The following is a 12,683-nucleotide window of genomic DNA, read 5'->3' on the forward strand; positions in this document are numbered from 1 at the left end:
TCCCCTTCTCCCCTTGTGGGGTGAGAAGCGGTCCGCGCAGCGGAAGAAAAGCCAACTGCTTGGCTTTTCGAGCTTCGAACGCCCTGAGCCTGCGAAGGGCCGGGTGGTGGCCGATCCACTCTGCCGGGTCCCCGCTGCTTCGCAGCGTCCCGGTGTTCGCCGGCCTTTCATCGTGCCACTGGCACGATGAATTCGCCTCCGGCGAACCGGCCGCTCACCCCACAAGGGGAGAAGGAAAAGCGGGCCAGCCATGACCACCATCACAGCAACCACCGCCCCGCCCCGCCCCCGAAAACTCGTCGGTGCCGGTCGCCGGCAATGGATCGGTCTCATCTACGTCGCGCCGGCCGTGGCGCTGGTCATGGTGTTCTTCGTCATCCCGCTCGGCATGACGGCGTGGATGTCGCTGCACAACTGGCCCCTGATGGGCGGGCACTCCTTCATCGGCCTCGACAATTACGTCGCGATCCTGCGCGACACCAGGTTCTGGAATGCGCTGAAATTCACCGGCTATTACACGGTGATCGTCACCATCGCGATCTTCGCCGTCGCCTTTCCGCTGGCCATCTTCATCGAACGGCCGCGCCCGCTGACCAATCTCTACCGCACCGCCTTCTTCATGCCGGCGGTGGTCGGTTTCGCCTCGGCGAGCCTGCTCTGGTCATGGCTGCTCAACGTCGATTCCGGCCTGTTCAGCCCGGCCGCCTACAACCTCGGCCTGATCGACAGGAAATTCAATCTTCTGGCCACCTTCCAGCCGGCCTTCTGGTCGATCATCGCGATGGTGGTGTGGAAGGTCGCCGGCTTCACCATGATCATCCTGATGACCGGCCTGCAATCGATCCCGCAGGATTTGCAGGAAGCGGCCGTCATCGACGGCGCCGGCCCGTTCGCAAGATTCCGGGCCATTACCTTGCCGCTGATGCGCCGCACCCTGGCGCTGGCCCTGATCCTGTCGGTGGCCGGCTCGGTCCTCGCCTTCGACCAGTTCTACATCATCCTGCGCGGCGGCCCGCGCAACCAGACGCTGACGGCGGTGTACTGGATTTTCAACCAGTCCTTCGTGTCGTTCAAGCTCGGCTATGGCGCGGCGCTCTCCATGGTGCTGCTGGTGATCCTGGTGGCGCTCAGCCTCGTGCAGCTCTGGCTGCTGAGGAAGCCCGAGGGCCTCGACTGATGGCGCAGGCAATGTCCGCTCAAGGCAAGCTCGCCGCCAGCGTCGTCAGGCACTCCACCGGCATCGTCGCCTCGGTGCTGTTCGTGGCGCCGATCGTGTGGGCCGCGCTGTCGGCCTTCAAGCCGGCGCAGGAGGCGCGCCAGCCGCCGCTGCCGCCCTGGCCGACGACAGGCTTCTCGCTGGAGAACTACGCCACGCTCAACACGTTCGGCGACGGGCTCTGGGTCTCGGCGCAGAACAGCATCTACGTCTCTGTCATGACGGTGCTGGTCTCCGTCGTTGTCTCCGTGCTCGCCGGCTACGGTTTCTCGCGCTTCCGATTTCCTCTCAAGGACCTGTTCTTCGTCCTCATCCTGTCGACGATCATGATTCCATTCCAGTCGATCCTGACGCCGATCTTCCTGGTGCTCACCAAGCTTGGCCTGCACAACACGCTGACCGGGCTGGTCGGCGTCTATGTGACGCTGCAATTGCCGTTCTCGATCTTCATGATGCGCAACGCCTTCGACGCGGTGCCGCGCGAGATCGAGGAGGCCGCGCGCATGGACGGCGCCGGAAACCCCACCATGCTGTTGAAGGTGATGCTGCCGCTGGTCTGGCCGGGCGTCGTCACCATCGCGCTGTTCGCCTTTCTCGGCGCCTGGAACGAGTTCCTCGCCGCTTTGGTGCTGATGACCGACCAGTCCAAGTTCACGCTGCCGGTGATGATGACCGCACTCCAGTCCGGCCGCTTCGGCGCCATCGACTGGGGCGCGGTGCAGGCGGGCGTCACCGTGATGATGGTGCCGTGCCTGATCCTGTTCCTGGCTTTGCAGCGCTTCTACATCCGCGGCCTGATGGCCGGGGCCGTCAAGTGATCGATCGAATGGAGTAAGTTCATGACCGCATCGTCTTCCGCCAGGCCTGCCAGCGCCTCCAGGCCCAAACTCGCCTTCCGGCCGCTACCGGTGCCCCAGGTCGACGTGCACGGCTTCTGGGGCGACCGTGCCGACGCCGTCGCCGCGCGCACCGCCGATATCCTCTACGACCGCTGCGTCGAGGCGGGCATGCTGGAGCAGATCGATCCGGACCGGCCCTCGCCCGGCGTCGTCATCCCGTTCCATTCCCCTTCGCCCGACGAGGCGGCCTCCCCCGGCTTCACCGGCTCGACGGTGACGACGCAGATGTTCTGGGACTCCGACTGGGGCAAGACGATCGAGACGGCGGCCTATTCGCTCTACCGCGCCAAGAACCCGGAGCTGGAGAAGAAGATCGACGCCGTCATCGACCTCTACGAAAAGCTGCAGCAGCCGGACGGCTATCTCTCAAGCTGGTACCAGCGCATCCAGCCCGGCCTGCGCTGGACCAATCTGCGCGATTGCCACGAGCTCTATTGCGCCGGCCACCTGATCGAGGGCGCCGTCGCCTATTACCAGGCGACCGGCAAGCGCAAGCTGCTCGACGTCATGTGCCGCTATGCCGACCATATCGCCTCGGTGCTCGGGCCCGAGCCGGGCAAGAAGAAAGGCTATTGCGGCCATGAGGAGATCGAGCTGGCGCTAGTGAAGCTCGCGCGGGTGACTGGCGAGAACAGATACATGGAGCTGGCGAAATACTTCATCGACCAGCGCGGCCAGCAACCGCATTATTTCGACGAGGAGGCGCGCGCCCGCGGCACCGATCCCAAGGCCTATCATTTCAAGACCTATGAATACAGCCAGTCGCACATTCCGGTGCGCGAGCAGGACAAGGTCGTCGGTCATGCGGTCAGGGCGATGTATCTCTATTCCGGCATGGCCGACATCGCCACCGAATATGGCGACGACAGCTTGCGGGTGGCGCTCGACCGGCTGTGGGACGATCTCACCAGCAAGAACCTCTACATCACCGGCGGGCTCGGGCCGTCGGCGCACAATGAGGGCTTTACCAGCGATTTCGACCTGCCCAATGAGAGCGCCTACGCCGAGACCTGTGCCGCCGTCGGCCTGGTGTTCTGGGCCAGCCGCATGCTCGGCATGGGGCCGAACGCCCGCTACGCCGATATCATGGAGCGGGCGCTCTACAACGGCTCGATCTCGGGCCTGTCGCTCGACGGCTCGCTGTTCTTCTACGAAAACCCGCTGGAAAGCCGGGGCCGGCACAACAGATGGAAATGGCACCGCTGCCCGTGCTGCCCGCCCAATATCGGGCGCATGGTGGCCTCCATCGGCAGCTATTTCTACAGCCTGGCGGACGACGCGCTTGCCGTCCATCTCTATGGCGATTCCACCGCTCGTTTCGACATAGCGGGCGTGCCGGTGGCACTGACGCAGGCGAGCCGCTACCCCTGGGACGGCGCGGTCGCCATCACCATCGAGCCGCAGGCGCCGGTCGCGTTCACCCTGCATCTGCGCGTGCCGGCATGGAGCGCCGGCGCGGCGCTCAAGGTCAATGGCGAGACGGTGAAGCTCGAGGACGTCACCAGCGATGGCTACGCGGCGATCCGGCGCACATGGAAGAAGGGCGATAGCGTCCGCCTCGATCTCGAAATGCCGATCGAACGGCTCTACGCCAACCCGCAGGTGCGCCAGGACGCCGGCCGCGTCGCGCTGTCGCGCGGCCCGCTGATCTACTGCGTCGAGGCGACCGACAATGACGGCAGCCTGCACCGCATCGCATTGCCGCGCACCGCAAGCATCGAGGCGCATGACGAGCCGGACCTGCTGGGCGGCGTGGTGGCGCTTTCGACCACAGCGCTGGCCGACACCGATGAGGGCTGGCAAAACGGGCTTTACCGCACCGACCCGCCCGCTGCCAGACAGACGCGGCTGACCGCCATCCCCTATTTCGCCTGGGACAACCGCGAGCCCGGCGAGATGCTGGTGTGGCTGAGGGACGGATGAGGCCAGAAGGGCGCGAAGGAGCGCGACAGGTTTCGTTCTGCCCGCCGCGTCTTCGGTGCCAGTCACACGGAGCCTATCGCCGGGCCTTTGACTTGTTCAGAGCGGCGGCGGCGTGGATAAGCGCCTTGAACGCTTCCTCGTCGACCTCCTCGCCCTCTTGGAAATCGATGGCGCGCCTGGTGTTTCCTTCCAGGCTGGAGTTGAACAGGCGCGACGGATCGGGCAGCGCCGCACCCTTGGCGAAGGTCAGCTTGACGACGTTCTTGTAGGTCTCGCCGGTGCAGATCATTCCGGCATGCTCCCACACCGGGACCCCGCGCCATTTCCACTCCTCGACGATCTCGGGGTCGGCCTGCCGGATCAGGCCGCGCAGCCGGCTCAGCATCTCGCCCCGCCAGTCGCCGAGTTCCTCGATCCTGCCGTCTATGAGCTGCGAAGGAGACCTGCCTTCTGGCGACCCGCTCTTCGTCATGTCCGTTCTCCTTCAGGCTTGGGGGCGGTCACCGCCCCGTCCGCCCGATCATAGGCGCTCTGTCGCGGGCGGCAAATCCGGGCCCGGCGTACAAATCTCACATTCGTTCGCCGGGCAATCGGCTCGCCTGTTTCACCCACTCGGTGAACTGGGCCTCGTCGAACTGGTCGTCCTCATGAATGTCAAGGTAACGCGTGTCCTTGCTTTTGGACTGGCCAGGCGGCACCGGGTCCAGCGACATGCCGCGGAAGAAGGCTACCTTTATGTATTTCGTGAAGCAATGAAAGCTGAGGAACCAGCCCTCGCCTTCCACGCCATAGAAGGGCGAGTTCCATTTGACGGCCTTGCGCACATCAGGCACGGCACGCTCGATGAGCGCGTCGAGGCCGCCGCCGGCCTCGCTCTTCCAGCCCGGCATGGCCGCGATATAGGCCTGGACGGGCGCGTTGCCTTCGCCCTTGGCGATCTGCGGATTGCCGCCAGAAAGCAGGACCGGACCGGCGGTTGCAGGCCTGGCGGCGCCTTTGGCTGATTGCCCCTGCCTCTTCGCCATCCATCCCGTCCTTACTGGCTCGCGCGCTGCCGCCCGTCAAGCCGCTTGGCGGCGTATGGCAGCACGAACATGTAGAGGCCGCTGAACAGCAGCAGGAACAGCGGCAGCAGCGGCGAATAGACCACCCAGGCGGGCGGCTGCCCCAAGCCCATGGCGACGAAGTTGGCGAGGACGGTCCCCGTGAAAATGATCGACAGCCAGCGATGCGTTTGCCGGACCCATTTGTTCCAATCCATGCTATCTCCTCCTGGAAAATGAACGAAACGCCGCTTACCAGCGCGCCAGCTGCGTGATCTGGATGAGGTTGCCGCAGCTGTCGTTGAGCTGCGCTATGGTCGAGCCGGTCACTTCGGTCGGCGCCATGGCGAAGGCCGCGCCCCGCGCCTTGATGCGCTCGTGATCGGCCTTGATGTCGTCGGTGAAGAGCATCAGCGCCGGCTGGCCCTGCTTGAACAAGGCCTGCTGGTAGGCCTTGTTCGCCGGGTTGTCGTTCAGCGCAAGCTGCAGCTCGGTTCCCTCAGGCTCGTCCGGCGAGGCCACGGTCAGCCAGCGAAACGGACCGTTGCTGAAATCGGCCTTCTTGGTGAAGCCCAACACGTCGGTGTAGAAGGCAAGTGCCTTCTCCTGGTCGTCCACATAGACGCGGGTCAATTTGATCTTCATCGCATATCCTCCATAGGTTCGTTTGCTCCGGGCTGCCCTCGAACAGTCTTGCTATGACCGTGCCGACCGACCTCAGTCCGTCCGTGCCAGGAGCTCTTCCAGCTTCTCCAGGAATTTCGGCCATCCCATCTTGGCGCCGCCGTAGGCCCGCCTCTGCTCGGGCCGGAAACCGGACTGCTCCATGCGCAGATGGGTCCCGGCGGGCGTCGGGGTGAGCGTGAAGGTCACCACGCTCCTGAGATCGAAGGCCGGGTCTTGGTGCGCGAGGTTCCAGGTGTAGGACAGCGTCTTGTGCGGCTCGACGGCAAGCACCTCGCAATCCAGCACGCCGCCCCAGGCGGTGCTGAGGTTGAAGCGATGGCCCACGACCGGATTTAAATCGTTCTTCATCAGCCACTCCTCAATCAGATGCGGTTGCGTCAGTGCGCGCCAGAGTTTTTCCGGCGGATGCGAAATCTGCCGCTCGACGACGACAGTGCGGGTCTCGGCGGCAGTGTCGTTCACTGGTCCATCCTTTTGAGCAGATCCTCGAGATCGTCGAACCGGCTTTCCCAGAACCCGGCCATCTCACGCGTCCAGTCCATCAGCGGCGCCAGTGCGCCGAGCTGCGCGCTGTAATGCGTCTGGCGGCCTTCATGGCGGTCGCGCACCAGCCCGGCCTGCTTCAGCACGCCAAGATGCTTCGACACGGCCGGCTGCGAGACCCCCGACTGGATCGTCAGCGCTCCCACCGTCTGCTCTCCCTGGCGGCACAGCCGTTCGAAGATGGCGCGCCGTGTCGGGTCGGCGAGCGTCCTGAAGAGCGCATCATGAGCATCCGGCATTTAATCGATAACCCGTTGGCTATTGATTAACGTATAACTGTCGGGATATGTATTCGTCAAGCGGAAGATTTGGAGGGGCGGGAAAGCGTCCGGAAACTTTCGGGTCGCGCTGCGCTGGGAACGCCGATCGCTAAACCGTGGCGTGGACGCGGTTGATCTCCTCGGCCACCAGCGCCTGCAACTGCCACAGGTTGCGATCGCGAATGCCGCAGGCGTCAAGGTGGCGAATGGTCTCGAACAGATATTGCGCGCCCGAGCCCCAATGGCCGGCGGCCCGGGCCAGCGTCGCCGCGATCGCCCGTTTGTCCAGCCTGCCGACATAGCGCGCATTGGCGGGATCGACGACGAAGCCGAGCGCGCGGCACATGCCGCCCTCGGTCCTGACCCGCAGCCAGCGCGGCACGTTGACGGCGGGCAGGATGGTCATCTCGCGGCGCAGCAGCGCCTCGAGATTGTCGGCAACCGGCTCCGCGATCTCGAACACCATGCCCTGGCATTGGCCACCACGGTCGAGCGCCATCATCAGGCCGGGCTGCTCTATCGTGCCGCGAAACCGCTGCACGGTGAAGCAGAAAGAGCGGTGCCAGCCAGTCGCCACCGCGCGCTCACCGCCCCTCACCTCGCCCGCCGGCTTCCACAGCAGCGAGCCATAGGCGAACAGTTTCAGTGGCCCGGCCGGCGCATCGGCCAGTATTTCGTCGCTGAAACGCGCATAGTCGGCGTCCGTCATGTAGACCATGCCCGGCGTCGGCCCGGCATCCTCGACCGCGCGCAAGGTGCGGGCGACCAGCGCCTCCGTCAGCGCCATCGCCGCGGTTCGCGACGTGGACTGTGAACGTGCGGCGGATATCGGACTGTTCATCTTCGTACTCCAGCCTTGCCGCCATGTTGCCCAAGGCAAAGGGATTCTCAAGAGCCAGGGCCACTCGGACGCTGACTCAGAAGCTGAGCGGACCTGCTCAAGCGTTTGAAAAGCCTCGGCGCACCGCCGTCGCGACAGAAGTGGCCGAAAGTCCGCCTGGGTCGGCGCCATCCGCCGCCGGCGGAACGAGATCGCGTTCGACGCGTTTCATTGGGTTGGGAGGGAACTATGAACGATGCGCCGGCAACGCCCATCGGCAGGACGCTTTCGCCCAGCGAAATGGTCACCGTGATGTCGCATTTCCATCGCGCCGAGATTGCGCGCATGGCGGGATGGCGCGACCGTATCGACAGGACCAGCAATTGGGCGATCACCGTCGTGGCCGCGATGCTGTCGGTGTCGCTGTCGACGGCCAGTGCCCACCACGGCGTGCTGTTGTTCGCCATGCTGCTGGTGCTGCTGTTGCTGTGGATCGAGGCGCGGCGCTACCGCTTCTTCGATGTCTACCGCGCCCGCGTGCGCCAGTTCGAGCGCCACTATTTCGCGCAGATATTCTCGCCGCAGCCGGACTTCGCCTCGGACTGGCTGCTGATCGTCGGCGAAAGCCTGCGCACGCCGAAATTCCTGGTCTCGCAGCGGGTGGCGCTGGCGCGCCGTTTGCGCCGCAACTACATCCATATGATGCTGATCCTGCTGCTCGCCTGGATCCTCAAACTGTCGACGCCGAGCCTGCTCGATCGGGCCGCGCCGGTGGGTTTCGTCGGCACATTGCGCGAGGCCGTCAGCGCCGCCGCCCTGGGTCCCGTGCCCGGCCTGGTCATCGTCACGCTGGTCGCCATCCTCTTTGCCGGCCTGCTGGCCGTCGCCTTACTGACGCCCGACGACAACGGCGAACTCTCCTTCGGCGACGTGCATGTCTAGTCCGCGATGGACAAAAACGCTTTGCGAACAACCGGGTGAGGCGCCATCCTGAATCAAACCGCGAATGAGCGCCTGTGTGCCGGCTTGGAAAATAGCCGCATGGATGCCATCTAGAGGGAGAGAGCCGGCCTCTGGGGGGTCGGCCACGGAGCATCGAAACAAGTGACGCAGCGAAGCGGCAGCGCCGACCTGCCGCTGCATGGCGGACGGGTCCCGAAATGGCTGGGCGACCGCATGACGCGGCTCGGCGCGGTGCTGTGTCAGGCGATCATCCACCATTACGGCCGCGACGAGCTGCTGCGCCGGCTGGCGCATCCCTTCTGGTTCCAGTCCTTCGGTGCGGTGATGGGCATGGACTGGCATTCGTCCGGCATCACCACCAGCGTCATCGGCGCGCTGAAGCGCGGGCTGACGCCGCTGTCGGGCGAGCTCGGCATCCATGTCTGCGGCGGACGCGGCGCCCATTCGCGCAAGACGCCGCATGAGCTGGAGATGATCGGCGAACGTGTCGGCTTCGACGGCGCGGCCCTTGCCACCGCCAGCCGCCTGGTCGCCAAGGTCGACAGCGCCGCCGTTCAGGACGGTTTCGATCTCTATCTGCATGGCTTCATCGTCACTGACGACAGCCGCTGGGTGGTCGTCCAGCAAGGCATGAACGGCGACAGAAGGCAGGCGCGCCGTTACCACTGGCTGTCGGAAGGGCTGAAGAGTTTCGTCGACCAGCCGCACGCGGCCATCGAGGGCGAGCGGCAGGGCGAGATCGTCAACCTCACCGACCATCGCGCCGAGGCCTCGCGCAGCGGCCAGCTCGATCTTCTGCGCCAGCTCGGTCCCGACCGGATCGTGCGCGAATTCGCCGCCATCGAGCCCGCGACGGCTTCGGCAAAGCGCGACAATGCACAGCCCATGCTGCCCAATCTGGTCATGCCGGCGCATCATGACGTGCGCGAAAGCGACATCGTCATGCGCCGGCTGCACGGCAACATCTCCGCCGCCATCGAGAGCGGCCCGACGGACTTTCCCGAATTGCTGCTGGTGCCTGGCGTCGGCGCCCGCACGGTGCGGGCGCTGGCCATGGTGGCGGAGGTGGTGCATGGCGCGCCGTGCCGCTTTTCCGACCCGGCGCGCTTCTCGCTGGCGCATGGCGGCAAGGACCGGCATCCCTTTCCGGTGCCGCTGAAGGTCTATGACGAAACCATCGCCGTCATGAAATCGGCAGTCGCCAAGGCCAAGCTCGGCCGCGAGGAGGAGCTAGCCGCCTTGCAGCGGCTCGACGGCCAGGCGCGGCGACTGGAGCGCTACGTCACCGGCCCGAGCCTGAAGGAGATCGTCGCCGGCGAGTTCGACCAGTCGCATCTGCTCGGCGGCCGCAGCGTCTTCGGCCCGGAGCCGCCGCCTGAAGGTGCTTTGCCGGGCGGCGCCAAGAAGTCGGGCTAGATCGCCGATCGCGGCCGCTACGCCGACAATTGGCGAAGCAATCCGCGGGCGGCGTCCAGCCGGTATGGGCCTTTCTCCCCGTCACTATACGGGGAGAAATGTCCGGCAGGACAATGAGGGGCGGCGCCAAGGTTTCGGCAAATACCATCTGGATCCTGTATTTTTCCCATGTCGGCGCTGCCCTCATCCGCCTGCCGGCATCTTCTCCCCGTATAGCGACGGGGAGAAGAGCGCTGTCTCCTATGTCGGCACTTACCCCAACAGATTGCCCCGAACAGATTGGCCCGCCCCCCGCAACCTTGCGCGGCATTGCACGTTTATGCGCAGCGGACTTGATCCGCGTTGAGGGGTTGGATGACTAGGCACTGGCCGCAAACGAGATTTCTTCCTGCCATTCTCATCCCTTCCGCCGTCCTTGCCTTAGCAGGCCCGGCCTGGGCAGCCCAGGCAAGCAGCCACGCCGCGGGCATGGGCGGCTCGGCGGAGGGCGTTTTCGTCGCCGAGATCGTGCTTCTGCTTCTGGTCGGGCGCGGCCTGGGCGAAATCTTCCAGCGCTACGGCCAGCCGGCGATCATGGGCCAGTTGATCGGCGGCATCCTGCTGGGGCCTTCCCTGTTCGGCTGGCTCTGGCCCGGCGCACAGCAGCTGATCTTCTCGACCGACCCCGCGCAGAAGAGCATGATCGAGGCGGTCTCCCAGCTTGGCGTCCTGCTGCTCCTGCTGCTCACCGGCATGGAGACGGACCTGCGCCTGGTGCGCCGGGTGGGCGCGGCGTGTTTTTCGATCTCGGTCACCGGCGTCGTCGTGCCCTTTGCCTGCGGTTTCGCGCTGGCGCAGTTCCTGCCCGACACGCTGCTGCCCGACCCCGGCGAGCGCGTCGTCGCCGGGCTTTTCCTTGGCACGGCCCTGTCGATCTCCTCGGTCAAGATCGTCGCCATGGTGGTGCGCGAGATGAACTTCATGCGCCGCAATCTCGGCCAGGTCATCATCTCCTCGGCCATCATCGAGGACACGATCGGCTGGCTGATCATCGCCGTCACCTTCGGCATCGCCACCAATGGCAGCCTCCAAATCGTGCCGCTGGTGGTAACGGTGGCCGAAGTGGCGCTGTTCATGGTGTTCTCCTTCACCATCGGCCGCCGGCTGGTGTTCACGCTGATCCGCTGGAGCAACGATTCCTTCCGCAGCGAATACGCCGTCATATCGGTCATCCTGATCATCATGGGCGTGATGGCGCTGATCACCAATCTGATCGGCGTCCATACCGTGCTGGGCGCCTTCGTCGCCGGCATACTGGTCGGCGAATCGCCGATCCTGTCCAGCCACATCGAGAGCCAGTTGCGCGGCGTCATCACGGCGCTCTTCATGCCGATCTTCTTCGGCATGGCCGGGCTTTCGGCCGACCTCACCGTACTCGCCGACCCGACGCTGGCGCTGCTGACGCTGGCGCTGGTGCTCATCGCCAGTATCGGCAAGTTCGGCGGCGCCTTCATCGGCGGCCGCTTCGCCGGCATGACGCTGAAGGAGGCGACCGCCGTCGGTAGCGCCATGAACGCGCGCGGCTCGACCGAGGTGATCGTCGCCTCGATCGGCCTGTCGATGAACATCCTCTCCCACAATCTGTTCACCATGATCGTCACCATGGCTGTCATCACCACGCTCGCCATGCCGCCCATGCTGCGCTGGGCGCTCGGCCGGCTGCCCGTCGAAGACGCCGAGAAGCAGCGCGTCGACCGCGAGCTGCTCGACGAGCGCGGCTTCGTCTCCAAGCTGGAGCGGCTGCTGCTGCTGGTCGACGACAGCCCGGTCGGCAAGTTCACCGCCTATCTCGCCGGCCTGGTCGGCGGCGGCAGCGGCATGCCGACCACGCTTCTCCACCTCAAGGACGGCAGGCTTGCCGGCCCGGCCCGCGACAAGGGCCCGGAGCGCGCCCTGAAGGAGGTCAAGAAGGGTGCCGCCAGGAGCGCCAGGGCGGTTCGCAAGGCCGAGGACACGCCGGTCGAGAAGGTGCATCTGACCGCCCGCAGCGAACGCGAGGCGACCGCACGGACGATCGCCGAGGAGGCGCGCAAGGGCTACGGCCTGCTGCTGGTCGGGCTCGAGGCCATGCTGACCGAGAAGGGATCTTTCACCGAGGCGCTCAACGACATGACCAGCGGCTTCGACGGTCCGCTCTGCCTGGTGCTGAACGGGGCCGGCGCCGGGGGCAAGATGCCGGTGCTACGCGCGGGCACCACCATCCTGGTGCCGGTCAACGGCACGGAAGTGTCGCGCCGCGCCGCCGATTTCGCCCTGGCGCTGGCAAGGCCGCACCGGGCGCGGGTCAAGGTGCTTTATGTCTCGCAGGCGCGCAAAGGCGCCCGGCAAGGCACCGTTTCGCACCGCCGCGAGGAGGCGGTGCTCAAGGACGTCGTCGATCTCGCCGACCGCTACGGCGTTGCCGTCGATACCGCCATCCGCGCCCGCGCCACCCCCGACAAGGCGATCGCCAGGGAAGTGGCCAAGGGGGCGGCGATGGTGGTGATGGGCGTCACGCAGCGGCCGGGCGAGGAACTGTTCTTCGGCGACACCGCCATGGCGGTGCTGGCCGCCGTCCCCTGCCCGGTTGTGCTCGTGGCAAGCGACCGCATCCGCGCCGAAGCAAGGCCCGAGGCCGCGGCCGAAACCGGCGCCTGATGGCGGAGCCTAGAGGCCGAAGAACTGCCTGCCGATCATATAGCCCAGCGCGACCACGGCCAGCGGGAACAAGGCCGGCGCGACCTTGCCGAGGACCGAGCCTTGCTGCTCCTTTGGCGGCACATAGCGTGCATTGCCGAGATTCTTGGTCATTGCGTACCCCCGCGCGAACCAGTTCATTAGCAGATGCTTATTAACAGCACGGCCGAATTAACGGTTCGCGAAGAAATTCGCTCG

The 12,683-nt window shown here is 65.6% G+C and carries 14 protein-coding genes; 6 read left to right on the forward strand and 8 right to left on the reverse strand.

Annotated features, from left to right (window positions below; genetic code table 11):
- Window positions 1-250: 250 nt before the first annotated feature.
- Genes FJ490_RS15430 through FJ490_RS15440 form a run of 3 tightly spaced genes read left to right on the forward strand, consistent with a single transcriptional unit; the run spans window position 251 to window position 4,038 of the window.
- Window positions 251-1,177, forward strand: a complete 927-nt coding sequence (locus tag FJ490_RS15430; RefSeq protein WP_140622837.1) for a sugar ABC transporter permease — start codon at window positions 251-253, stop codon at window positions 1,175-1,177.
- Window positions 1,177-2,034, forward strand: a complete 858-nt coding sequence (locus FJ490_RS15435; RefSeq protein WP_140556322.1) for a carbohydrate ABC transporter permease — start codon at window positions 1,177-1,179, stop codon at window positions 2,032-2,034. The genes FJ490_RS15430 and FJ490_RS15435 overlap by 1 nt, the downstream gene beginning before the upstream one ends.
- A 21-nt stretch (window positions 2,035-2,055) precedes the next feature.
- The gene (locus tag FJ490_RS15440; RefSeq protein ID WP_140516260.1) at window positions 2,056-4,038 is read left to right on the forward strand and encodes a glycoside hydrolase family 127 protein; all 1,983 of its coding nucleotides are present in this window, start codon (window positions 2,056-2,058) and stop codon (window positions 4,036-4,038) included.
- Between the two features lie 73 nt (window positions 4,039-4,111).
- Here FJ490_RS15440 and FJ490_RS15445 read toward each other — a convergent pair whose 3' ends face one another.
- From FJ490_RS15445 to FJ490_RS15475, 7 genes are all read right to left on the reverse strand, one after another.
- Window positions 4,112-4,510, reverse strand: coding sequence for a DUF1801 domain-containing protein (locus FJ490_RS15445; RefSeq protein WP_140516262.1), 399 nt, complete (start codon window positions 4,508-4,510; stop codon window positions 4,112-4,114).
- 97 nt (window positions 4,511-4,607) lie between these two features.
- Window positions 4,608-5,063 carry a DUF1801 domain-containing protein gene (locus tag FJ490_RS15450; protein WP_140516263.1) on the reverse strand — a complete coding sequence of 152 codons (456 nt, stop codon included), beginning with the start codon at window positions 5,061-5,063 and terminating at the stop codon, window positions 4,608-4,610.
- A gap of 11 nt (window positions 5,064-5,074) precedes the next feature.
- Complete coding sequence (locus tag FJ490_RS15455) at window positions 5,075-5,299, reverse strand: hypothetical protein (RefSeq protein ID WP_140516265.1); 225 nt, start codon at window positions 5,297-5,299, stop codon at window positions 5,075-5,077.
- Between the two features lie 34 nt (window positions 5,300-5,333).
- On the reverse strand, window positions 5,334-5,726 hold the full coding sequence (locus FJ490_RS15460; protein ID WP_140622832.1) for a VOC family protein: 393 nt from the start codon (window positions 5,724-5,726) through the stop codon (window positions 5,334-5,336).
- Window positions 5,727-5,798: 72 nt separating this feature from the next.
- Window positions 5,799-6,230: an SRPBCC domain-containing protein gene (locus FJ490_RS15465; RefSeq protein WP_140728396.1), complete on the reverse strand. Its 432-nt coding sequence runs from the start codon at window positions 6,228-6,230 to the stop codon at window positions 5,799-5,801.
- Window positions 6,227-6,550 carry a metalloregulator ArsR/SmtB family transcription factor gene (locus FJ490_RS15470; protein WP_140499215.1) on the reverse strand — a complete coding sequence of 108 codons (324 nt, stop codon included), beginning with the start codon at window positions 6,548-6,550 and terminating at the stop codon, window positions 6,227-6,229. The genes FJ490_RS15465 and FJ490_RS15470 overlap by 4 nt, the downstream gene beginning before the upstream one ends.
- A 130-nt stretch (window positions 6,551-6,680) precedes the next feature.
- Window positions 6,681-7,412, reverse strand: coding sequence for a gamma-glutamylcyclotransferase (locus tag FJ490_RS15475; protein ID WP_140516273.1), 732 nt, complete (start codon window positions 7,410-7,412; stop codon window positions 6,681-6,683).
- 228 nt (window positions 7,413-7,640) lie between these two features.
- Here FJ490_RS15475 and FJ490_RS15480 point away from each other — a divergent pair, with 228 nt between their 5' ends.
- The 3 genes from FJ490_RS15480 (at window position 7,641) to FJ490_RS15490 (ending at window position 12,446) form a co-directional block, all read left to right on the forward strand.
- Window positions 7,641-8,333, forward strand: coding sequence for a DUF2270 domain-containing protein (locus tag FJ490_RS15480; RefSeq protein ID WP_140499219.1), 693 nt, complete (start codon window positions 7,641-7,643; stop codon window positions 8,331-8,333).
- Between the two features lie 162 nt (window positions 8,334-8,495).
- Window positions 8,496-9,770, forward strand: a complete 1,275-nt coding sequence (locus FJ490_RS15485; protein WP_140728395.1) for a DUF763 domain-containing protein — start codon at window positions 8,496-8,498, stop codon at window positions 9,768-9,770.
- Between the two features lie 468 nt (window positions 9,771-10,238).
- Complete coding sequence (locus tag FJ490_RS15490) at window positions 10,239-12,446, forward strand: cation:proton antiporter (protein ID WP_140728501.1); 2,208 nt, start codon at window positions 10,239-10,241, stop codon at window positions 12,444-12,446.
- A gap of 9 nt (window positions 12,447-12,455) precedes the next feature.
- Here the strand turns inward: FJ490_RS15490 and FJ490_RS32695 are convergent, their stop codons facing one another.
- Complete coding sequence (locus tag FJ490_RS32695; protein WP_181165259.1) at window positions 12,456-12,599, reverse strand: hypothetical protein; 144 nt, start codon at window positions 12,597-12,599, stop codon at window positions 12,456-12,458.
- Window positions 12,600-12,683: the final 84 nt, after the last annotated feature.

The organism is Mesorhizobium sp. B2-5-11, from assembly GCF_006440835.1.
GTDB lineage: Bacteria > Pseudomonadota > Alphaproteobacteria > Rhizobiales > Rhizobiaceae > Mesorhizobium.

Excerpts from the sequence above, each read along its gene's own strand:
- FJ490_RS15460 (WP_140622832.1), bottom strand. The coding sequence starts at position 5,726 with ATGAAGATCAAATTGACCCGCGTCTATGTGGACGACCAGGAGAAGGCA.
- FJ490_RS15435 (WP_140556322.1), top strand. The coding sequence starts at position 1,177 with ATGGCGCAGGCAATGTCCGCTCAAGGCAAGCTCGCCGCCAGCGTCGTC.
- FJ490_RS15450 (WP_140516263.1), bottom strand. The coding sequence starts at position 5,063 with ATGGCGAAGAGGCAGGGGCAATCAGCCAAAGGCGCCGCCAGGCCTGCA.
- FJ490_RS15490 (WP_140728501.1), top strand. The coding sequence starts at position 10,239 with ATGGGCGGCTCGGCGGAGGGCGTTTTCGTCGCCGAGATCGTGCTTCTG.
- FJ490_RS32695 (WP_181165259.1), bottom strand. The coding sequence starts at position 12,599 with ATGACCAAGAATCTCGGCAATGCACGCTATGTGCCGCCAAAGGAGCAG.
- FJ490_RS15480 (WP_140499219.1), top strand. The coding sequence starts at position 7,641 with ATGAACGATGCGCCGGCAACGCCCATCGGCAGGACGCTTTCGCCCAGC.
- FJ490_RS15475 (WP_140516273.1), bottom strand. The coding sequence starts at position 7,412 with ATGAACAGTCCGATATCCGCCGCACGTTCACAGTCCACGTCGCGAACC.
- FJ490_RS15430 (WP_140622837.1), top strand. The coding sequence starts at position 251 with ATGACCACCATCACAGCAACCACCGCCCCGCCCCGCCCCCGAAAACTC.
- FJ490_RS15445 (WP_140516262.1), bottom strand. The coding sequence starts at position 4,510 with ATGACGAAGAGCGGGTCGCCAGAAGGCAGGTCTCCTTCGCAGCTCATA.
- FJ490_RS15455 (WP_140516265.1), bottom strand. The coding sequence starts at position 5,299 with ATGGATTGGAACAAATGGGTCCGGCAAACGCATCGCTGGCTGTCGATC.
- FJ490_RS15440 (WP_140516260.1), top strand. The coding sequence starts at position 2,056 with ATGACCGCATCGTCTTCCGCCAGGCCTGCCAGCGCCTCCAGGCCCAAA.
- FJ490_RS15470 (WP_140499215.1), bottom strand. The coding sequence starts at position 6,550 with ATGCCGGATGCTCATGATGCGCTCTTCAGGACGCTCGCCGACCCGACA.